The sequence below is a fragment of the Apilactobacillus kunkeei genome, assembly GCF_005930975.1.
Lineage (GTDB): Bacteria > Bacillota > Bacilli > Lactobacillales > Lactobacillaceae > Apilactobacillus > Apilactobacillus kunkeei_E.
On record NZ_VBSE01000035.1, the window covers coordinates 51,260 to 71,166 of the forward strand.

General features: G+C 34.3%; 23 protein-coding genes. 12 read left to right on the forward strand and 11 right to left on the reverse strand.

The window, feature by feature from the left end:
• The first annotated feature begins 88 nt into the window (after nucleotides 1–88).
• Complete coding sequence (locus tag FD688_RS01865) at nucleotides 89–841, forward strand: sulfite exporter TauE/SafE family protein (protein ID WP_138741590.1); 753 nt, start codon at nucleotides 89–91, stop codon at nucleotides 839–841.
• 36 nt (nucleotides 842–877) lie between these two features.
• On the opposite strand, the gene FD688_RS01870 is transcribed toward FD688_RS01865, so the two are convergent.
• Nucleotides 878–1,558: a YdhK family protein gene (locus tag FD688_RS01870; RefSeq protein WP_225426088.1), complete on the reverse strand. Its 681-nt coding sequence runs from the start codon at nucleotides 1,556–1,558 to the stop codon at nucleotides 878–880.
• 193 nt (nucleotides 1,559–1,751) lie between these two features.
• Between FD688_RS01870 and FD688_RS01875 the strand changes: the two genes are divergently transcribed.
• Complete coding sequence (locus tag FD688_RS01875; protein ID WP_138741591.1) at nucleotides 1,752–2,891, forward strand: hypothetical protein; 1,140 nt, start codon at nucleotides 1,752–1,754, stop codon at nucleotides 2,889–2,891.
• 38 nt (nucleotides 2,892–2,929) lie between these two features.
• Here FD688_RS01875 and budA read toward each other — a convergent pair whose 3' ends face one another.
• A complete protein-coding gene (budA, locus tag FD688_RS01880) occupies nucleotides 2,930–3,643 on the reverse strand; it encodes an acetolactate decarboxylase (protein WP_041153126.1) in 714 nt (237 codons plus the stop codon).
• A gap of 950 nt (nucleotides 3,644–4,593) precedes the next feature.
• Complete coding sequence (locus tag FD688_RS01885; RefSeq protein WP_138741592.1) at nucleotides 4,594–5,316, reverse strand: MIP/aquaporin family protein; 723 nt, start codon at nucleotides 5,314–5,316, stop codon at nucleotides 4,594–4,596.
• A gap of 691 nt (nucleotides 5,317–6,007) precedes the next feature.
• Between FD688_RS01885 and FD688_RS01890 the strand changes: the two genes are divergently transcribed.
• Complete coding sequence (locus FD688_RS01890; protein ID WP_190242876.1) at nucleotides 6,008–6,541, forward strand: TetR/AcrR family transcriptional regulator; 534 nt, start codon at nucleotides 6,008–6,010, stop codon at nucleotides 6,539–6,541.
• A gap of 32 nt (nucleotides 6,542–6,573) precedes the next feature.
• Here the strand turns inward: FD688_RS01890 and FD688_RS01895 are convergent, their stop codons facing one another.
• Complete coding sequence (locus FD688_RS01895; protein ID WP_138741594.1) at nucleotides 6,574–7,086, reverse strand: type 1 glutamine amidotransferase domain-containing protein; 513 nt, start codon at nucleotides 7,084–7,086, stop codon at nucleotides 6,574–6,576.
• Between the two features lie 167 nt (nucleotides 7,087–7,253).
• On the opposite strand from FD688_RS01895, the gene FD688_RS01900 reads away from it, so the two are divergent.
• Complete coding sequence (locus tag FD688_RS01900; RefSeq protein WP_138741595.1) at nucleotides 7,254–7,856, forward strand: DUF3862 domain-containing protein; 603 nt, start codon at nucleotides 7,254–7,256, stop codon at nucleotides 7,854–7,856.
• Between the two features lie 30 nt (nucleotides 7,857–7,886).
• Here the strand turns inward: FD688_RS01900 and FD688_RS01905 are convergent, their stop codons facing one another.
• The 4 genes from FD688_RS01905 to FD688_RS01920 all read right to left on the reverse strand — a co-directional run bounded on the left by FD688_RS01905 (nucleotide 7,887) and on the right by FD688_RS01920 (nucleotide 10,926).
• Complete coding sequence (locus tag FD688_RS01905; protein ID WP_138741596.1) at nucleotides 7,887–8,168, reverse strand: hypothetical protein; 282 nt, start codon at nucleotides 8,166–8,168, stop codon at nucleotides 7,887–7,889.
• Nucleotides 8,169–8,279: 111 nt separating this feature from the next.
• Nucleotides 8,280–9,314, reverse strand: a complete 1,035-nt coding sequence (locus FD688_RS01910) for an NADH:flavin oxidoreductase/NADH oxidase (RefSeq protein ID WP_138741597.1) — start codon at nucleotides 9,312–9,314, stop codon at nucleotides 8,280–8,282.
• A gap of 85 nt (nucleotides 9,315–9,399) precedes the next feature.
• Nucleotides 9,400–9,654, reverse strand: a complete 255-nt coding sequence (locus tag FD688_RS01915) for a hypothetical protein (RefSeq protein ID WP_138741598.1) — start codon at nucleotides 9,652–9,654, stop codon at nucleotides 9,400–9,402.
• A 63-nt stretch (nucleotides 9,655–9,717) separates the two neighbouring features.
• Nucleotides 9,718–10,926, reverse strand: coding sequence for an MFS transporter (locus tag FD688_RS01920; RefSeq protein ID WP_412174670.1), 1,209 nt, complete (start codon nucleotides 10,924–10,926; stop codon nucleotides 9,718–9,720).
• 174 nt (nucleotides 10,927–11,100) lie between these two features.
• Between FD688_RS01920 and FD688_RS01925 the strand changes: the two genes are divergently transcribed.
• The 4 genes from FD688_RS01925 (at nucleotide 11,101) to FD688_RS01940 (ending at nucleotide 14,405) form a co-directional block, all read left to right on the forward strand.
• Nucleotides 11,101–11,322 (forward strand): hypothetical protein, encoded by a 222-nt coding sequence (locus FD688_RS01925; RefSeq protein ID WP_034532730.1) that lies wholly within the window; start codon nucleotides 11,101–11,103, stop codon nucleotides 11,320–11,322.
• A 10-nt stretch (nucleotides 11,323–11,332) separates the two neighbouring features.
• On the forward strand, nucleotides 11,333–12,355 hold the full coding sequence (locus FD688_RS01930) for an SEC10/PgrA surface exclusion domain-containing protein (protein WP_138741600.1): 1,023 nt from the start codon (nucleotides 11,333–11,335) through the stop codon (nucleotides 12,353–12,355).
• 173 nt (nucleotides 12,356–12,528) lie between these two features.
• Nucleotides 12,529–13,455, forward strand: a complete 927-nt coding sequence (locus FD688_RS01935) for a YdcF family protein (protein WP_190242877.1) — start codon at nucleotides 12,529–12,531, stop codon at nucleotides 13,453–13,455.
• 203 nt (nucleotides 13,456–13,658) lie between these two features.
• Complete coding sequence (locus FD688_RS01940; RefSeq protein WP_138741602.1) at nucleotides 13,659–14,405, forward strand: hypothetical protein; 747 nt, start codon at nucleotides 13,659–13,661, stop codon at nucleotides 14,403–14,405.
• A 27-nt stretch (nucleotides 14,406–14,432) separates the two neighbouring features.
• Here the strand turns inward: FD688_RS01940 and FD688_RS01945 are convergent, their stop codons facing one another.
• On the reverse strand, nucleotides 14,433–14,825 hold the full coding sequence (locus FD688_RS01945; protein WP_190242878.1) for a MarR family winged helix-turn-helix transcriptional regulator: 393 nt from the start codon (nucleotides 14,823–14,825) through the stop codon (nucleotides 14,433–14,435).
• 175 nt (nucleotides 14,826–15,000) lie between these two features.
• Between FD688_RS01945 and alsS the strand changes: the two genes are divergently transcribed.
• Entirely contained in the window at nucleotides 15,001–16,674 is a 1,674-nt protein-coding gene (alsS, locus tag FD688_RS01950) for an acetolactate synthase AlsS (RefSeq protein WP_138741604.1), read from the forward strand.
• Nucleotides 16,675–16,706: 32 nt separating this feature from the next.
• Here the strand turns inward: alsS and FD688_RS01955 are convergent, their stop codons facing one another.
• Together FD688_RS01955 and FD688_RS01960 are read right to left on the reverse strand one after the other, a co-directional pair.
• On the reverse strand, nucleotides 16,707–17,093 hold the full coding sequence (locus FD688_RS01955) for a DUF805 domain-containing protein (RefSeq protein ID WP_138741605.1): 387 nt from the start codon (nucleotides 17,091–17,093) through the stop codon (nucleotides 16,707–16,709).
• Nucleotides 17,094–17,205: 112 nt separating this feature from the next.
• Complete coding sequence (locus tag FD688_RS01960; protein ID WP_138741606.1) at nucleotides 17,206–17,643, reverse strand: DUF805 domain-containing protein; 438 nt, start codon at nucleotides 17,641–17,643, stop codon at nucleotides 17,206–17,208.
• A gap of 149 nt (nucleotides 17,644–17,792) precedes the next feature.
• On the opposite strand from FD688_RS01960, the gene FD688_RS01965 reads away from it, so the two are divergent.
• The 3 genes from FD688_RS01965 to FD688_RS01975 all read left to right on the forward strand — a co-directional run bounded on the left by FD688_RS01965 (nucleotide 17,793) and on the right by FD688_RS01975 (nucleotide 19,832).
• Nucleotides 17,793–18,422, forward strand: coding sequence for a TM2 domain-containing protein (locus tag FD688_RS01965; protein WP_138741607.1), 630 nt, complete (start codon nucleotides 17,793–17,795; stop codon nucleotides 18,420–18,422).
• Between the two features lie 118 nt (nucleotides 18,423–18,540).
• Nucleotides 18,541–19,395, forward strand: coding sequence for an NAD(P)H-binding protein (locus FD688_RS01970; RefSeq protein ID WP_138741608.1), 855 nt, complete (start codon nucleotides 18,541–18,543; stop codon nucleotides 19,393–19,395).
• Nucleotides 19,395–19,832: an Rrf2 family transcriptional regulator gene (locus FD688_RS01975; protein WP_138741609.1), complete on the forward strand. Its 438-nt coding sequence runs from the start codon at nucleotides 19,395–19,397 to the stop codon at nucleotides 19,830–19,832. The genes FD688_RS01970 and FD688_RS01975 overlap by 1 nt, the downstream gene beginning before the upstream one ends.
• The last annotated feature ends 75 nt before the right edge of the window (nucleotides 19,833–19,907 follow it).

Sequence of the window (19,907 nt, forward strand, 5' to 3'; positions counted from 1 at the left end):
ATAATTACACACTGAATGCTATAATTACATATTGTAATTAATAAATAACGAAAAAGCAAATAACATAAAATTAGAAAGGGTTATTATCATGTCTAGTATTATCTTTTTAATCATCTTTGGGATTGTTGTCGGAATGCTAACCATCCTATTAGGTGGTGGCGGAGGTGCCATTTACCTTGGCATTTTAACCGGAGTTATCGGTTTAAACGCTGCAAATGCTGCTTCAACTTCATTGATAACTAGTTTACCACCCCTAATCATCGGAGCGCTTAGCTACTACCGCCAAGGAAAAATTGATGTTAAAATCGGAAACCAAATGCTCATTGCCGCCTTACCATCTGTTGTCGTTGGTTCAATCCTATCCCACTTCATCCCGGATTCATTTTATAAATGGATTATCGGATTAATCATGATTATTTTAGGTGTTAACATGTTAAGAAAAACCAAATCCGTTTCAGAAATAACCATCGATAATAATAGCAATGATCGTCTAAAGGCTTCTTTATACGGTTGTTTAGCTGGATTAATGGTCGGAATCGCTGGAATGAGTGGGGGCGCGGTCATTACTGCTGGATTATTCATATTAGGACTTGAAACATTTAATGCTACCGCAACCTCAACATATGTTTTGGCATTCATGTCGACAGTTGGGATGTTGTTTCACTTAGCAGGTGGATCCATCGACTGGCATGCTGGATTACCTTTAACCGTCGGAGCAATCGTCGGTGCTATCATAGCTCCAATGCTATCAAACGGACTTGCCAAGAGTTCCATTAGCAAATATTTAAAACCTTTTATTGGAGTTATGTTGGTATTACTAGGAATTAAATCATTACTATAAAATAAAAAAGACCTGGCATTCGTCAGGTCTTTTTTATTACTTAATTGCTTTTAATTCTTGTTGAGTTAACCACTTGTGGTTTTTAATAATCATGTGTGTCTTAGTATCCTTAAAAGTCACAACGTAAGCAGGCCCTTTGTGAACCTTAACGATTTTACCTTTAGCTCCCTTCATATCATACATATGATCAGCTAAAACAGTAACTTTCTTACCAGCCTTTAGTGCACCCTTGGCTTTTAATTCACTAGCTACTACCCACTTATGGTTCTTAACCATCTTGCCACCATTTGTTGGCATGAAGTCAATTTCGTATAAATCAGTCTTGTAAACTCCGGCAACAGTTGCCTTTGCGTTATACATACCTGACATGTGTTTAGCTTTTAGTGTTACCTTTTGACCAACATGAAATTTAGCATGATTGTCTTTTTTCAAACCTTTTGGCAACTTAGAATTCATCTTCATTTTTAAGCCGTCCATCATCATGCCATTCATCATCGAGTGTTTCATGTTCATCTTCTTTGATGATTTTTTGGTCATCTTCATATTTGATTTCTTAGTCATCTTCTTTGATGATTTCTTGGTAGACTTCTTGTCCATCTTCATTGATGACATGTTATGCATGTTACTCATGGAATCAGCTCTTGCTACCACCCCGGATAATAATGAAAGTGATAATGCAGCGACTGAAAGTGAAGTAATAATGTTTCTTTTCTTCATTGTTGGCACCCCTTATAAAATATATTTTGTATTAATAAGTCTTACTTGATTTAAAATATATCAAATCAAATTTGTTTTGTCTACAAATGTAGCCTAAAACAACTAAAAAGATTATATTTTTATGAAAATATAGAAAAATATCTAATTATAAGTTAAGATGGTCATAATATTTATATGAAAGAGGGATTCATAAATGAAGTTTAAAAAAAGCATCATCACCGCTTTAGCTGGTGCTGTATTAATTTCAGCACCTACTGTTGCTGCCAATGCCAACTCACTACCAAGTAAATCTTCCAGTTACTGGAAAAACACCCGTGTCGTTACCACTACTAAAAAGATTGTGGCAACTGAACACAAAATTGTAAAAAAGAACATTGCTAAGAAAGTTCTAAAAAAAGTTAACATCAAAAAAGGTACTAAGATTTCTGTTAAACACATTAAGGGTAATGTATGGAAGATTTCTGGAATAAAGACACCTAAGAACACTATTTTAACAACTAACCAAGCCAAAACTACTTGGATGAAAAAAGTTGCTAAAAGAAATACTACTAAGAAAACAAACAAAGTAACTGTTAACACTAACAAAAACGTTTCTTTATACGCAGTTACCAAAAAGACCACCATTTACGGATACAAAGTTAAAAATAATACCATCCAGACTAAGAAAATCACCAAAAAAGGTACCATTGCTAAGAATAAAATTATTTTAGTTAGAAAATTAAATGACGGTCAATGGATGTTAATTGGCGGAAGCGTTCCTGAAATCAAGAATGGTATTTGGATTACTAAGACCACTAAATCGAACTGGATTAAACGCGTTCCCGTTTACACTACTAGTAAGAAGACTGTTCCTACCAACGACTTAAGCACTAAGGCCGCTACCGATGCTTACTATGCATTGAACGCACCAATCAGCGCAGGTAAGACTGTTCTTAAATTCGGCGACCCAGTAAAAGCAATGAAGATTGACGATTCAAACGAATTGCTAGTAATTGATGGTAAGAGCTACAAGGTTACAATCAACAACAACCAACCTTATGCCATCTCATCCAACACTTTAGTATTAAAACTAGCTAACGGATCCACTGGATTACAATCACTATACAACCCTGGTGATAGTCGTGTAATTCTTCCAAAAACTTACACCCCTTCTAATGGTGATCAATGGTTCAAATACAACCCAAATCAAGGTAACTACAAGGTTTACGTATACAATAGTTCATTAGGCGGATGGTTATTCCGCGAAGTGTTCTCTCCAAAACAAACTAATTCAACTAATACTTCAACCACAAATAATACAAGCAAAACAAACAATACTAGTACCACTAAGTAAATAAAAAGGACTGACAAATACGTCAGTCCTTTTTATTTTTATTCAGCTTCTCCGATGGCACCTGCGATGTCATCATTTGAGAAATCATGTTTCATGAAGTCGTCATTTGATGAAGGGAGTTTTTGAACTAATTCATCAAGTTTTTGGACCTTAATATCACCGGAAACCATTTCAAAATCTAATAAATGTCCACCTACTGACTTATCATCAGCTAAGAAGTGAAGATGGAATCCACCAACAGCTGGTCCATTGAATAGCTGTGGTGAGTAGTATCCAATCACTGTACCTTCAACATCTTCTTTTTCAAATTCATTTTGTTCATGAGCACATTCAACAAGTGTTGGATATGGTTTTGATTGTTTATGAACTGATCTTGTCTTTACAGACTTAAATGTCCCGTGGGCACGAACTGAGTAGAAAACATTATTCCAATCTAGTTCAGAGGAAACTTTTTCTTCTAAGTCTTCCATTTTTACTAATGCATGAACATTGGCTAAATGTTCAAAACTAGCAAAATGAACATCAGCAAACGGAACAGTGAAATCACCATCTAGTTCATTGACGTTTCCTTGACCATCGATTTGATATGCCACACCGTCTAAGATAACAAGTTCACCATCTAGACCGTCACCAGTTCCAATACCAGTGTCACCGTGTTTTAATAATTCTTTTAATGGTAATGTTCCTTCAAATAATCCAGGAACTAACATTGCTAACGTACCATATTGGTATAAAGTATTAGCGTTATTCATTACTTTTCATCTCCTAATTAATTTATTCAAGTCTATCACAATGAAATAATTATGGGTAAAAAAATAACCGATACCTATGAAAGTATCGGTTATTGATGTAAAAATTAAAATTACCCAGTGCCTTGAATAATTTTAATTTACGATCAGTTTATTTACAGAATATCGAATCACGTAAGAACTGGTTTGCTCTTTGTTTACTAATTATATTCAGGGAAGAATTCATAATCGTTTTTTGGAGTGAGCATACCATGAAAGTGCATAATAATATTTATATGAACACATGCAAACGTAATAAATGTTTTAACTTTATTTATCTACTTATGGACGAGAGAATTAATTTACAAACTCGGGGAAATTCATAAATTAACGGATTTCATCTTTTAATTACCAGCGCGACTTGATAATTAATAGACTTAGAGATAGTTTTATAAGAAAGTGTATGAATAAAGTTCTCAAAGAAAGTTAGACTAAGGTTACACGATTTCATGGTATTAATTTGTTGTGGCTCTTAGTGAATCGATGCACCACCAAAATTTATTATTATTGGTGTTATGTTATGCTACAATTCCACGATTTTTAAGCAATTCTGAAGGTGCATAAATCACTTGATAGACAAATCAGGGGCATGCAAATCAAGCAATCATATTCTAATAAATAAACATCTAGAGTTTAATCACAAGGATTAGACAAAGAGAAAGTTAACAAATCAAACGTTGATAGTAACGATTGACCTATCAACCAACTCTTCGATGACAATCATATAATTTTGACAAAACACTGTCAAAACAACGATTAATAGACTTTTATTAAATTAATTTTTGCAAAACCCGCTGTAAATTAGGGCTTTATTTTTTTAATTTGACATATAGTTCATTTGGCGTGTTTAAAACTTAAGCAAAAATAAAAAAGAGAAGAAAATCTTAACATTTTCTTCTCTTTTATTTTACTAATTAAAATACGGACTTATATAAGACTGCCGCTAGAGTAGCACCAATAATTGGAGCTACGATTGGCACCCAACTGTACTTCCAATGTGACCCGCCCTTGTTCTTAAACGGACAAAATGCATGTACAATTCTTGGCATAATATCTCTGGCAGGATTCAAAGCTGGTCCCGTTGGTCCACCAAATGAGATAACCAAACACATAACTAAAAATCCAAGTGCGATAAAGTCAGCACGTGGATCTAGTTTATCAGCAGTCATGGCTAACGCTCCTAATACCAATAAGAAGGTTCCAATTAATTCGTTGATAAATCCATTAAAATAACTATGTGCTGCGTCAATAGTTGCGAATGTTCCAAGAACGCATTCGCAATTAGTTGTCTTATCATAGTAAGGTTTGTACGTAAGTACTACCGCAATTTGACCAACTGTTGCTCCCAATAATTGAGCGACTATGTATGGTAATACTTCATGCCATGGAAACTGGTTTGTAAAAGCTAAGGCAAGAGTCATAGCAGGATTAATTTGTGCACCTGATATCGTTGCGAACATCATCGCAGGAATCATAACTCCAATTCCATATCCAAATCCAATTAATACCCATCCACCATGGAACCCTTTAGTTCCCTTCAATTCTACGTTAGCAACAGAACCGTTACCTAACGCCACCATGATGGCTGTTCCAATAAACTCAGCGATGCATCTAGTTAATAACGTGTAATGATCCAAAATTTTATTCTCCTTTATATAAACTACACAGTATTTACTCCATCATCTTTATCTTGCTCAAGTTTTTCCATCCGTCTAATAAACGACAACGCTTCTACAAACCAATTTAAAAGAAAAAAGCTATAAAATCTGAATCGACTTTATAACTCTCGCCATAATTCCTTTTTCAAATTTATATGTAGTAATTTGTTGATAATATGTTAAACCATAACAGTATATCGATAATCTTGTTAGAATGAATTATTAGACAAGTTGTATAACTTTTTTATTATTGTTATTTTATTAAGAATCTAAATAAATAAGGCAACTTCTTATCAATAATTCAACTAAAATTATTATAGGACCCTTATTATAGTTTTTCAATAACTAATAAAGAATATTTAACGGTTTTTTATAAACATTTAACCACTGCCCATTTTTCAAAACTTTCAAGTTAAATTCATCTTATAAAATACACCATTTTTATAAATAAAATTTATATCAGTTATAATTAAAATGTATTTTAAACTTTTTTGTATAAACTTAATTAAATTTGCAAAAACTTAAGTATTTATCTCTCTAGATAAGATTATAATTATAAATATGGCAAAGTTTTAATGTGATTCGCATTACTCAGCCCTGAATAGTAAAAATTTATAAGGGGGATTTAATCAGAATGTTTATCAAAAGCAAATCCAAAAAAAGAATCGTAATGTCTTTTCTAAATTTATCAGCTCACCAAGACATTAACACAATTAGTACAAACGACATCATCGAGAATGCAAATATTTCTCGTGGTACTTTTTACAATCACTTCAAGAATAAAATCGACATCGTTAATTTCATCGAAACTAGCATTAGTCATTCGTTAGATGAACAATTTCTTAACGTTGATAAAAATTATGATAACTTTTTCTACATTTTAAGCGAAAAGGTATTCCCCATTGTCTATGACGACCGTGAATACATCAAGGTTCTATACGAATTCTATGAACCTCAATTATTTTCGTTTTTAAGTAGCCACTATTCTAAATTCTTAGTTCCTTATTTCGAGAACTATGATGAAAAGAAATACGGCATTCCTAAGTACTATGTGTTAACTTTCTTCTTCAGAGTCATTTTAGACGCAATTATGTCATGGATTTCACAACCGATTCCATTGTCAGTTGAAGAATTCAAGAAGGTGTTCTACCGCTTAATCAACACTTCAATGACTGAAATTTGTGGAATTGTTATTAGAAGATAAAAAAAAGAAGCCTAGAAGGCTTCTTTTTTTATTTATTTTACGAACTTGACGATTTCAGAATTGAATGAATCTAAATCATCAGGAGTTCTGCTTGTAACTAGTTTGTGTTTTTCATCTACTACAACGGGTTCATCATGAACTTCTGCACCGGCATAGAATAGGTCATATCTAATTGTTGTGTATGCAGTCAATTTTAATTCACTTGCCAACCCTGTTTGAATAAAGAATTGTGGACCGTGACAGATTGCAAATACTGGTTTATTAGATAACAAGAAACGTTTAACAAAATCATTAAAACGATCATCTGCTCTTAATGCATCTGGAGACCCACCTCCAGGTAATAGCAATGCGTCATAATCGTCGAAATTAGCATCGTCGATACCTAAATCAACCTTTTGCTTATCACCATGTTCACCGGTAATTGTGTTACCGGCCATATCTTCGATAATTTCTACTTGATGACCTGCATCTTCTAATGCCTTCATAGGTGAAGTTAATTCAGAATCTTCGTATCCGCTGGTAACAATTGCAGCTATCTTACTCATAGATACAACCTCCTTTTTTATTTTTCACCATCAATGATATTAGGTGAAAACTTCGATTACAAGTTTTTTGGTTTATAAATTACAATTATAAATAAATAATTTAAATCATTGATATTCCACCCTTAATTTGATTAAAATAGTAATAGAACTTATTGAGGAGATATAATATGAATAAAACTTTTAAGATTTTTATTGCGCTTTTTACGTGCCTACTAGTATTAAGTGCTTGTGGTAAAAAGAAATCTGAAAATACCAACCAGACAATTTCAGGTCCAAAACCTTCTCTATCAGACGCTTTAAATACTTCAGGTATATCATTAGAAAAGTACCAACAAATAAAGTACACTGATCAACAATTAAACGGAGGATCAAGTTACAAGAAAGTCGTCAGTTTATTAGGAAATCCTTCTAAAACTACTGATACTACCCTTACTAACAACGCTAAAGCAAAACAATATACTTGGCAAATGGGTGGTAACGCGCAACTACAATACATCTTTGTAATTGTTTACAAAGACAAGGTTTTAAGCAAGGGTTACCAACAAAACACTGCTGCTAAAATTATAAAGAAGGAAAAAATTGAAAAAATAGCTAAGAATACATCATTCTCAGATGTTCAATCTACTTTAGGCTCACCACTTTCACAGCAAGAAGCTGATGGAATGTCATTCATGACCTACCAATATGACAATTCACATGCCTACAACCTAACTTTTAAAGACAAAAAACTTAGCGATAAGCAATCAGTTAGTTTAAATACTAATAACTAAAAAAAGAACCGATAATATATCGGTTCTTTTTTACATGATATCAATGTACCCTTCATCCCTTAATGAATCTAATGTTTCCAATAAGTCGTCGGTACTCATATTATCTAATTTTTCCAAAAAATCCTTTTCGTAGGTATCGATTAAATCATCAAAATAGGACTTAATTGTTTTTGGTTCTAATTGACGATACATTCTCATCTTATCTTCTGGTTTACGAAGGTCGAATTGATAGTATTGTTGAAATTTTTGAACGTACCATGCTCCCTTAATTTTCGCACGATATGTCATAATTCTTTCGTCAGTCCAATACATATAATCACCTCATTTATTCGCTACAATAAGACAATTATATAATAAATTAAAATTAGATGACAAAAATTTATCAATAAAAAAAGATATCCAAACGGATACCTTTTTTATTTTCTACTTTTGGCCACGTTCGTAGGATGCATCGAATACCTTAAAATTATGATCATGAAGTTCTTTAGCAGCATCTGCCAACCAGTTAGTGTTACGTAGCAGAGCTCTTCCTTCCATAATTAAGTCGGCTTGGTCATTTTGTAAAATATATTCAGCTAAACCAGGGTTATCTAGTAATCCAACTGTTGAGACATCAATATTTACCGCCTTTTTAAGTTCAGTGGCAAATGGGGTTTGATATCCATCATGAACAGGGAAATTTGGTGCCTTTGGCAATAATCCACCAGTGGAAACATCGATTAATTGAATACCAGCTTCTTCCAAACACTTACCTATTTGTTGCCAGTCTTCCATAGAGTTTTGTAATCCACTTTCATCATAATCAGTTAGAGACAATCTAATCCAGATAGGTCCAGCAAAATTGTGTTTAACTTCATCGATTACCTCAGAAACAATGCGGTATCGATTTTCTAGACTACCGCCATATTCATCAAAACGTTTGTTGGAAACTGCTGATAAAAATTGGTTCAATAAATATCCATGAGCACCATGAATTTCAATCATATCAACCCCAGCATCACTAGCACGTTTGGCAGCTTGACCAAATTCAGCAACAATATTTTTGATATCTTCCTTACTTAGTTCAACTGGAGTATTACTGTCATCGCTAAATGCAATGGGACTTGGTGCCACTGGAGCATCTTCATCTTCAGCCTTTCTTCCAGCATGATTCAATTGAACTCCTACCTTTGATCCTAGGTAGTGAATGGAGTCGACCAATCGACTAAATTCACTAACTTGTTCATCATCCCATAATCCTAAGTCGTTTTTGCTAATACGACCTCTTGGATCAACGGCTGTTGATTCTGTAATAATCAATCCAACACCACTAATTGCGCGCATCCCATAGTGAGCAAAATGAAATGGAGTTGCAATTCCATTTTCACGAATCACTTCATAGGTACACATTGGAGACATAACAACTCGATTTTTAAGAGATAGTCCACCGACATCTGCTGGTGATAGTAATTTTGTCATATCCATCTTCCTTTCGCTTACTTAATGTAAGCTATTATACGCGCCTAATCATCAAAACAAAAGAAAAGACATCCCTCTTGGATGCCTACTTAGTTAATGCTTTCATCGCGTTATTGAAACAATCTAGTGAACAATTAATTTCACCCTTAATAATTCTAAACTTACGATCAACATATTCTTGTGTAATTTCGCTCTCATTAGTTTCGTTCAAATATTGAACCAAATTATCAATATCTCTAATAACATTACTGTCTCTATTAGTACCGTCTAGTGCATTAATAATGTGAGAACGCGTTCTTTTTAATGTTAGTAAATTGGCATCAATTTCTTCTCTTGTCATCACAATCCACCTCCATAGTATTATCTTATTAATTATAATGATGTCTCATCAATTAACAATTATTTAGTTTTTGTCGGTTTCGATTGATTTAATGTTCTTACGAACTAAGAATAGATTAATCCCAGCCAAAATAGTTGTCGCAATAAATACACCACGATATCCACCAATTAAAACGACCGCTGAACCAATCATTGGTCCGGTTACATTACCCGCTGCTTGGAAACTTTGGTTCCAACTAAAGACCTGGCTGATTCGATCATGAGGACTGTACTTAGCTAGAATCGCTTGAACTGTTGGCAACAATGCCGCATCAGAAATTCCGATTAGAAAACGAAGTGCTCCCAGTTGCCAGACATTTTGCACAAACGTTGTTAAAAAGAAGACTCCCATCGAAAATACTAAACCAAATTTCAAAATCTGATGGGAACCAATTTTATCCCCTAAGCGACCAAAGAATGGTGCGACCGATATCATCGCCACCCCGTTGATTGCTTGGATAATTCCCGCAGTTAACGCGATATTTGTTGAAGTAGGATCTAGTTGTTTAACATACAAACTCAAAATTGGAGAAATTGAATTATTAGTTGCTTGAATAAACAATGTTGTTAAAAACATTCCTAACAAAATTTGTTTAGTAGGAATTCCAGATAGAAAATGAGGTTGTTTTTCTCCTTTTTCATGTGGAACTGGCTTGAAGTTTTCATGAACGAAAAAGATACTTAAGATAAAAGCTACTAACATTGCTATACCTGTAATCAAAAATGTATAACGGTAGCCGAATGTATCTGCGATTAATCCACCAATCATCGGTCCAATTAACGTACCCGATACATTTCCTGTCGCTAGTTTTCCAGAAGCGTGACCAACATGACTTTTTGGTGTTTCAGCAGCCACCAAAGCATTTGCGTTACTAATGAATCCAGAAAAGACCCCTTGTAAAAGACGCAAAACAATTAACTGCCATGCACTAGTTACTAGACTCATTGCACCAATTACGACCGCCATTCCTAATGATGCTCGAAGTAACATTGGCTTTCTTCCATATTTGTCAGCCAGGATACCCCACAATGGCGACACAATCATTTTAACTAGAAATGGCGCTGCAAATGCCATTCCACTGTAAATTGATGTTTGTGTAGCATTGTAATCGCCCAGTTGGCCTATAAATAATGCAATGAACGGACTAATGCTACTAAATCCGATTCCAGCTACGAATGTCCCAAACCATAAGACGTTTAGGTTTTGTTTCCAGTTTATCGCTCGATCACCCAAGGGTGAACTCATCTCCTTGTTTTTTAAAATCATGACACATAATTAAGCATTATAACACTTAAGGATATTTTCTGTAATTATTAAGTAATCTTTAAGATTACATCTATATATTTTAGCTAAATTCCAATTGTGATAATATATTCTAAACAGAACTTTCAATAAGGGGTGAAAGCAATGCAACAAACTCAAAGTTTCTTTATGCTTTTCGCATATGGTGTCTTTTTATTTGGCGCCATCTGTATGGGAATTGGCTGGTTCTTTTTCAAGCTTCGCGCGATGTCCAATCAACCTGCTTGGGACGGAATTGGTGGAAAATTAATTAAATTTGGTTTATTTATTGTCGTTATCGGGGTAATCCTAGTTGGATTAGCTGTATATTTATTAGGAAGTAAATAGGTGAAATAATATGAAAAAAACAATTAAAATGATTGCAGCTGCTGCTTTAATTGGTTCGGTGATTGCTTCCTCAGCACCAGCTGTGACCACTCACGCAAGTTCAATTAAAAAAGAATCTTCATTAATTAAGAAATTCAAACAACAGACTACTGATGATGCTAAAATCGCTACTACCAAATCAATCAGTAAGTTAACCACCGCTGACTTGAATAACTTCATTCCAACTCAAGCAATGAAGGTTACCGGTAATCAAGTTACAGATCCTGGTTCTGATGCTAATTTTGTAACTAAGATTAATTACAAAGCCACTAAAAATCCTAAAAACGTTATCAAACTACCTAAAGGGTACACCAATGCTGCTCTAAAAAAAGCTGCTAGTGAAAAATCCATTGGTAACTATAAATTACAGGTAGCAATGGGTAAAATTGGACTAAAAGGGTTAGCTATGAACTCATTTACACCTAGTAAAAAGGATCTAAGTCGTAATGTTAACCTAAATAAGATGACCTACAGCCAAAGAAAAGAGCTTACTAAATTTGCTTTAAGTATTTTAAATCCTGCTATTAAACAAGCCAAGGGAATTCAATACAAATCTTCAAAAAATACCATCGCAGTTGCTCAAACATTCGCTGACGTTTACAGCAAGGACAACTGGAATAACACTGGTAAGAAGACTGGTCATGATTTAAGAACTAAGACTGTAGCATCAAAGAAATACAACATTTCTGACGTTGCAGAAGAAAACTACAGTGATAACCCATCATTTGCTTTAACTAGTACAAAAATCAAGAAACGTGTCGTTTCAATGGCAGCATTAAAGCATGCAGTATACAACTCAATTGCTCTTCAACTATTTGAAGACGGCCCATCTTATTGGGGTCACGCTACTGCACTAATGAATTTAGATATTCATAAGAAGTACCAACCAAACTACTTCGCAGTTTCTTTTGATAAATTCGGTGGCATTCACTTCGTAATGGTTCCCCACAACAAATTAGTTAATAAGAAATATGTTCCTGGAACACTTGTATAGTGTAAAATGGAGATAAACAAAAAGCTCACAAATATTTGTGAGCTTTTTTATCCTAATAAGTAAGGATGATATATATGTATTTTATACCTTTAACATTAATAATTTGTATTGGCCTATTATGTTGGTCATTTTATAAGAAAAAAGCGTCATTTTGGAATGGATTTCTATTTTTAATGTCTGTCTTTGCACTAACTGGGAATGTGATGTTCTTTTCTCTAACTAGTAGTAGTAAGATTTTGCATGCCATCTTCTTAGTTATTGCTTTAGCAATCATGGTTATCCTAACTTTAGTCTATGCATTACACGCAGTTCTATTAATCTGGAACGGAATTATCGTGTGGAGAAGAGAGAGTCACTCACTAGCGAACTTATTAACGCTAATCATTGGTGTATTCTTATTAATTTATCCACTATTAAGTTTTCTTTTCTTTAGAAAAATCATTCCGAAGCCATATAACCTAATGATTGAGCATTTCACTGAAATGGGTGCATTTTACATGATTAGTATCTTCTTGATTTTCTCACTTTCGGTTTGGATTTGTAACCTCTACCGTCCAAAACCAGACAAGGACTTCATAATCATATTGGGCGCAGGATTATTAAATGGAAACGAGGTTTCCCCACTACTGGCTTCAAGAATCGATCGTGCAATTGACTTTTATCAAACTCAAATTAACAGCGGACAAAAACATCCTTTAATCATTTGCTCAGGTGGTCAAGGTGGCGACGAAAAAATTCCGGAGGGTGTCGCTATGAGAAACTATGTCCTTCAAAAAAACATCAACCCCGATGACGTTGTCGCAGAAGATAAATCAGTCAACACAATTCAAAACTTCTTGTTTTCCAAAAAAATCGTTGACCGTTATAAATTAAACCCAAACAACGGTATTTTTGTTTCAAACAACTACCATATTTATCGTGCAACAGATTACGCTAAAAGTGCGGGTATGAAAATCAGTGGAATCGGTTCTAAAACGAGTGGATTCTTTCTTCCCAACGCAATCATCAGAGAATTCATTGCCATTTTAATGAAACACAAGGTTGCTAACCTATTAGTTATTTTATTATTTATCGTGATTTCAATAGCTGAAAAACTATAATAAAAAAGCATCGTTTTGGCGATGCTTTTTTTATTTAGGCAACATAAGTCACAATACATGCTAGCAGGATAATACCCACAATGACCATTGCAGCTACCAATAGTTTATCTTGTTTCATATCCTTACCCCTTTTTTGTAATCATAGTTTAACATTTATTTGATAATATTACTGCTATACTGTTATCAACAAAGAAGGTGTATTAATGAAAAAATTCTTAATGCTATTAGCACTTGTTTCTACCCTTTCGGTATATACAAATGGTTATGAAGCTTTCGCTAAGGTCAAAAATACTAAGCCATATATATACAGTGTATCTGATGAAAATAATCATGGTGTCGGGGTCATCAATTCTAAACACTATGAATACTTATACACCGATTTAACATTTACCCAGCATGCTAAAAGATTATACAAGCTGCAAGATCAACTTGTGACCGTTGGTACAAGCTATCACGTTCAAAAATACAAACACGGCAAAAAATTCCAAGCCATCTACCAAGCGCTTTACCAAAACCATCAACTAATTGGCTATGCTTGGCACGGTGCAATAAAATTAAATAAAACCGCGTCTTTTAACCATCAAATGGCGGTTAATACCATTGGAGTAATTAATATCGCCAGAAGATCCAACGGTCTAGCTCCACTTCAATTAGATTTTGGATTGGAAAAAGATGCCGATAATAAAATTACTTCGATTGAAAACAGTCCAGTACCATCTAACTCAGACGATGTTTCATATTGGCAATTTAGCGATGAAAATAACTATCGAGGAACGTCGTTAAGTTGGATTTTATACTCTGACATATCAAATAGTTCGGATCAAGCATACACAAAACTACTAACTGATGGAGATATCACCAAAATTGGTGTTTCAGCAAAAAATACTACTATTTTGAATGGTCAAACCAATCAATCAAATAACTACTATGTCGTTATTGAGACAAAATAAAAAACGTTGCTTGCTAGCAACGTTTTTTTATTTTTGAATATCTTCTAGATAACTATTAGTTAACTTCTTCATCGTATCTTCCCAATTGTAGTTGGTACTATTGCATATTGCATTGATAAAGTTTAACTGCTCTGCTTCAATCTGTTCGATTAATTTACGTCCATCATCTGTTAAATAGACGACTTTTTTTCTTTTATCTGATTTGGCTGGACCAGTATAAACAAGATTACGTTCTCGCAAATCGCGACACGCCACGTTTAAAGCCTGTTTAGAAATATCTATTATTTGTAATAATTGTTTGATTGTAATCTCATCAATCGTATCAATTGAGAATAACATTTTCTGTTGATTTGAAGTTAGGTTATACTTTGATAAATCAACAATTCGGTTGATTTCTTGATAAGCAAAGTAAAAGACCATTAATTTCTTTTTATCGATCATTTTATTCTCCTTTAGGTCAATTAAGTTGACCTTATATAGAATAGTGTTATTATAGAAAAGGTCAATTAAATTGACCTTTAAAATTACTTACTATTCTAGATTATCAGAATTTATTAAATCTGTCAGAATTATTTATCATATTTGAGGTGATATTATGGATAAAACCACTACTGGATCAAAAGCTTTGATTCAAAGCATGATCAATCAAAATATTAAATATATCTTCGGAATCCCTGGTGCAAAGGTCGATCAACTATTTGAAGACCTCCAAGATTTTGATGATGAACGAACCCCCAAACTAATCGTAACTAGACACGAACAAAATGCGGCTTTTATTGCCGCATCAATTGGTCGTTTAACCGGTGAACCAGGAGTTGTTGCTGTTACTTCTGGACCAGGAGTTTCTAACCTAGCAACTGGATTAATTACTGCTACCTCTGAAGGTGATCCTATAATTGCCATTGGTGGACAAGTAAAACGTGATGATTTACTGCGTCTTACCCACCAAAGTATTAACTCCGCTGACTTATTAAAAAGTGCTACCAAATACAGTGTAGAAGTCCAAGATGCCAATAACATCTCAGAAACTTTCTCAAATGCTTATATTACAGCTCAATCTCCTAAAAAAGGTGCTGCATTTATTTCAGTCCCTCAAGACGTTTTAGGAGATGAAGTATCCCGTCCAGTAATCAACAAATTGCCTAAGATTACTAATGGTAGTGTTGATAAGACTCGTATGAAGGAAATTGCACGTTTAATTGAAGAATCCAAGCAACCAGTTATTTTAGCAGGTATGCGTGCATCCACCACTGAAGTAAGTGAATCACTCCACAAATTACTACATAAATTCTCAATTCCAGTCGTTGAAACTTACCAAGGCGCTGGTATTATTTCTGAAGATTTAGTAGAAAATTACTACGGACGTGTTAGCTTATTTGATAATCAAATCGGTGACACCATATTAAAAAATAGCGACTTAGTCATTGCGATTGGATACGATCCAGTTGAATACGAAGCCAGAAATTGGAATCAATCTCATACTCAAGTAATTAATATTGATACAGTTTCACCAGAAATCACTGCTGAATATCAACCAAGTATAATTGTTAATGCTGATATTGCCGAAAGTCTTGATGTTTTAACTGAATACATTGATGATTCAATGGAACTATCCAAGGAAGTAACCGATCACTTGCATAAATTACGTGAACACTTCACCGAAACAATCGAAGAAGTTCACGAAACAACTGAAAATGGTTTACACCCTATTTCTGTCATTCAATCATTACAAAAATTCGTTAGTGAAGATACTATTGTCACCGTTGATATTGGAAGCCATTATATATGGATGGGACGATATTTCAAGACATACAAACCTCGTCACCTTCTATTTAGTAATGGAATGCAGACACTTGGAGTATCACTTCCTTGGGCGATTGGAGCAGCACTAACCAATCCTAACGAACCAGTTATCTCAATTTCTGGCGATGGTGGATTCCTATTTTCAGGACAAGAGCTAGAAACTGCCGTTCGTCTGAACTTAAACATTATTCAATTGATTTGGGTAGATGGATACTATGACATGGTTAAGTTCCAAGAAGTGGCCAAATACGGTCATGATGCTGGTGTCAAATTCGGATATGTTGATTATGTCAAATACGCCGAAAGCTTTGGAGCTACTGGCATTCGAGCAAATAGTGTCGAAGACTTAAACAGTGCTTTAAATCGAGCTAAGGATATTAACGGACCTGTCATCATCGAAATCCCCGTTGATTACCAAGACAACATCGAACTAAAAACAAAACTAATTCCTAATGAATTAAACTAAACAAAAAGAGCTAGATTAATCTAGCTCTTTTTTTAATCATCTTTGCTGGGTAGAATCGATAAAAAGATATCTGATAATATTAATAAGATATCAATTGCTTGCAAATACCATGGTAGATGTTTAATTGCATAAACAAGCAATGATGGTATTACGAATGTGATAATAACCAGATATGGGCTTATCCCAATATCTCGGAAACGCCTCACATATTGAGAAATATTGGGAATAATTGTTAATATTGAATAAACTATATAAATTTGAACACCTAGTTTATAATCGACTTGCTCAATTCCAGCGATAATTCCAGTGATGATTGTTAATCCTAAAAAACTCCACCAAAACTCTGATCTAGTACTACGACCTTTAAAATCAAAGTATCTCGTCCAATACATTGAGAACCCTTTAAGAAAGTTCATCATTTCATCACATCCAAATTCTTTTCAGGTTGAGTTACATTAAAACAAATCTGTATCAATGTTTCTCATGCTTTGACACAAAAAAAGAGCGAATACTCGCCCTTTTTTCGTTTGATTATTTTCTATCTTTACTTGGCATTACAAGAATAATGAAACCAATGATTAAAATAATTAGAACTAGGGTTTGAACTAGTACATATTTGTCGTATAAGTTTGAACCCTTTAATACAGTTGGAACACCATAAGTAATTAGTAGTAACCATGGAGTTACACCTGCATCACGGTAACGACGGAAGTATAGTGAAATTGTTGGAATTACTGATGCAATCCAGTATAGGATACATACTGCGATACCAATTAATGCAGCAATACCGAATGACTTGTCGGCATGGCCGGTTGCAAATGATGTAGCCACTGCTACACCACCGAATGCTAGTGCAAAGATTGCGTAGATAATGGAGTTAATTAAGAATACCCACCAGAATTCTGATCTGGTACTTACTCCAGTAAAGTTAAAGTAGTTTTTCCAAAATTGTTTGTATGCTTTAATCATAATTAAATTTCCCCTTTTTTCTTTCTAAGTACATGTTAATTAATAGTTCATAAAAAATCAATTTAAAAAAACATTAAGAAAGATATAATTTAACTAATAATGATATAATAATTATGTTTACTAATTATTTTTCAAAGGGGATATTACATATGAATAATGTTGATGTTTTAGAACAACAAGTTTTCGCGGCACGTAAAAAATTATCTACTCAAGAACAACTAATGGTTAATGATTATGTTGAAAATAACTCAGTTAGCGCTGTTGCAGCATGGTTGTTATGGGTATTTTTAGGTTTATTTGGAGCACACCGTTTCCTATTTAAGAAGCCCTATGCTGCTTTAATGCTAACCCTAGAAATAATTGGATGGGTCACAATCTTCTTTATCATCGGTCTTGGTTTTCTAAGTGCCGTTTGGATTTGGTGGATTGTTGATGCTTTCTCAATCCAATCATGGTTAAAAGAAAGTCGTCTACAAGCTGCATACAAAGGAATCACCCAAGTAACTGGTAAATCAGTAGAAGAATTAAGCGGTATTAACTACTCTTCATTTAATGGTGCTTCTTTTGTAAATTACAGCAACCAATCCCAACAACCAACTCAAGGTCAACCTCAAAATAATTTTGATCCTAACACTGGTCAACCTATCAACAACCAAACAGTAAATAATCAAACATCTTCAGCAAATGTTGAACCACAACAAAGTAATAATTCAACAAATTCTCAATCATCTAACGATACAGATGGCGATTTTACTGACTTTAGCAAACCAAAAGAATAACGTTTTGAAAGCTTCCAAAAAAATTGGAAGCTTTTTTTGTTGCATTATTTTCTATTACCTGTTATCTTATATGTAACATGTTAATTATAAAGTAACAACTAGAAAGGTTGATGAAATTATGAAATACGCAATTAGTGCTGTTACCGGTAATTTCGGTAAAGAAGCAATCAAAGTTTTAATGAAAAACGTCCACAGATCAGATATCGTGGCTCTAGCAAGAAATGTCGAAAAAGCTGAAAAACAACTTCCAGCTGGCCTAGACGTTCGTCCATTCGATTACGGTAATCCTGATCAAATGGCAGAATCACTTGAAGGTATCGACAAGTTATTGTTTGTGTCATCACAACCAAGCCCTGTCCTACCTCGTATGACTCAACACCAAAACGTTATCGATGCTGCTAAAAAAGCCGGTGTAGAATTCATTGTTTACACTAGTTTCCCACACGCAGAAACAGCTGATAACTTCTTATCACATGATCACACTCAAACAGAAGCTGCTATCAAAGAAACTGGTATTGCACATTCATTTGTTCGTAACAACTGGTATCTAGAAAACGAAGCAACTATTCTAAAACCAGCTAGTGAAGGTCAAGCATTCGTATACGGTGCTGGCGACGGTCACGTAGGTTGGGCGCTAGAAGCAGAATACGCTGAAGGTGCAGTTCGTGTCCTATTAAGCAAGTCACCAAAAGAAATATATGAATTCGCTGGCGAATCTCGTACTTACGCTGATTTAGCAGAAGCCTTAAAGAAGGATACTGGAAAGGACTTTCCTGTTATTTCCGCTTCAGCTGATGACTACAAGAAAGGTTTGAAGGACGCTGGATTAGATGATGCAACAGTTGAAATCGTGTCAGATATTCAATCATTAATCGCCGATGGTCAATTAGACGAAGATACAAATGATTTAACCGCTGTGATTAGTCATTCACTTACCCCAATTGAAGAAGCAATCAAGAAGGTAATCAAGTAATGAAGTATTCACATCGTTTGAGTGATGCTGTTCATATTTTGACCTACATTGGCGCTTCTGAAATCGTAGAAGATGATTTATCAAGTCGTGCAATCGCTGGTAGCATTAATTCCAATCCAAGCCTTGTCCGCCGTTTAATGTCGTCCCTAAAAAATGCTGGATTAATCACAAGCGAACCTGGACGAGCTGCCGTGTCATTAAGTAAATCAACTTCTGAAATTACCCTTCTCGATGTTTACAAGGCAATCGAAGAACCCGATTTATTCCATGTTGATGAAGAAACCAATCAACAATGTCCAATCGGTGCAAATATTCAATCTGCTTTGCATAAAGCATACAATGAAGTTCAACAACAAGCAGAATGCGAAATGAGCAAAATTACTCTAGCAGATATCGTAAAAGATGTTGTTGACGGCAATAAAAAAGCACTATCCTAAGGAACTGAAGTTATAATATTGAACAGATAAATAAAAGCACTTTCGATAAAATGATTATTTTAATTTGATAAAATA

Bases quoted from the DNA above. Each gene is read 5' to 3' on its own strand.
- FD688_RS01930 (WP_138741600.1), top strand. From the start codon at position 11,333: ATGAAAAAAACAATTAAAATGATTGCAGCTGCTGCTTTAATTGGTTCG.
- FD688_RS01905 (WP_138741596.1), bottom strand. From the start codon at position 8,168: ATGTATTGGACTGACGAAAGAATTATGACATATCGTGCGAAAATTAAG.
- FD688_RS01975 (WP_138741609.1), top strand. From the start codon at position 19,395: ATGAAGTATTCACATCGTTTGAGTGATGCTGTTCATATTTTGACCTAC.
- FD688_RS01890 (WP_190242876.1), top strand. From the start codon at position 6,008: ATGTCTTTTCTAAATTTATCAGCTCACCAAGACATTAACACAATTAGT.
- FD688_RS01955 (WP_138741605.1), bottom strand. From the start codon at position 17,093: ATGATGAACTTTCTTAAAGGGTTCTCAATGTATTGGACGAGATACTTT.
- FD688_RS01925 (WP_034532730.1), top strand. From the start codon at position 11,101: ATGCAACAAACTCAAAGTTTCTTTATGCTTTTCGCATATGGTGTCTTT.
- FD688_RS01960 (WP_138741606.1), bottom strand. From the start codon at position 17,643: ATGATTAAAGCATACAAACAATTTTGGAAAAACTACTTTAACTTTACT.
- FD688_RS01965 (WP_138741607.1), top strand. From the start codon at position 17,793: ATGAATAATGTTGATGTTTTAGAACAACAAGTTTTCGCGGCACGTAAA.
- alsS (WP_138741604.1), top strand. From the start codon at position 15,001: ATGGATAAAACCACTACTGGATCAAAAGCTTTGATTCAAAGCATGATC.
- budA (WP_041153126.1), bottom strand. From the start codon at position 3,643: ATGAATAACGCTAATACTTTATACCAATATGGTACGTTAGCAATGTTA.
- FD688_RS01870 (WP_225426088.1), bottom strand. From the start codon at position 1,558: ATGAAGAAAAGAAACATTATTACTTCACTTTCAGTCGCTGCATTATCA.
- FD688_RS01915 (WP_138741598.1), bottom strand. From the start codon at position 9,654: ATGACAAGAGAAGAAATTGATGCCAATTTACTAACATTAAAAAGAACG.
- FD688_RS01900 (WP_138741595.1), top strand. From the start codon at position 7,254: ATGAATAAAACTTTTAAGATTTTTATTGCGCTTTTTACGTGCCTACTA.
- FD688_RS01945 (WP_190242878.1), bottom strand. From the start codon at position 14,825: ATGGTCTTTTACTTTGCTTATCAAGAAATCAACCGAATTGTTGATTTA.
- FD688_RS01875 (WP_138741591.1), top strand. From the start codon at position 1,752: ATGAAGTTTAAAAAAAGCATCATCACCGCTTTAGCTGGTGCTGTATTA.
- FD688_RS01865 (WP_138741590.1), top strand. From the start codon at position 89: ATGTCTAGTATTATCTTTTTAATCATCTTTGGGATTGTTGTCGGAATG.
- FD688_RS01910 (WP_138741597.1), bottom strand. From the start codon at position 9,314: ATGACAAAATTACTATCACCAGCAGATGTCGGTGGACTATCTCTTAAA.
- FD688_RS01940 (WP_138741602.1), top strand. From the start codon at position 13,659: ATGAAAAAATTCTTAATGCTATTAGCACTTGTTTCTACCCTTTCGGTA.
- FD688_RS01935 (WP_190242877.1), top strand. From the start codon at position 12,529: ATGTCTGTCTTTGCACTAACTGGGAATGTGATGTTCTTTTCTCTAACT.
- FD688_RS01895 (WP_138741594.1), bottom strand. From the start codon at position 7,086: ATGAGTAAGATAGCTGCAATTGTTACCAGCGGATACGAAGATTCTGAA.
- FD688_RS01970 (WP_138741608.1), top strand. From the start codon at position 18,541: ATGAAATACGCAATTAGTGCTGTTACCGGTAATTTCGGTAAAGAAGCA.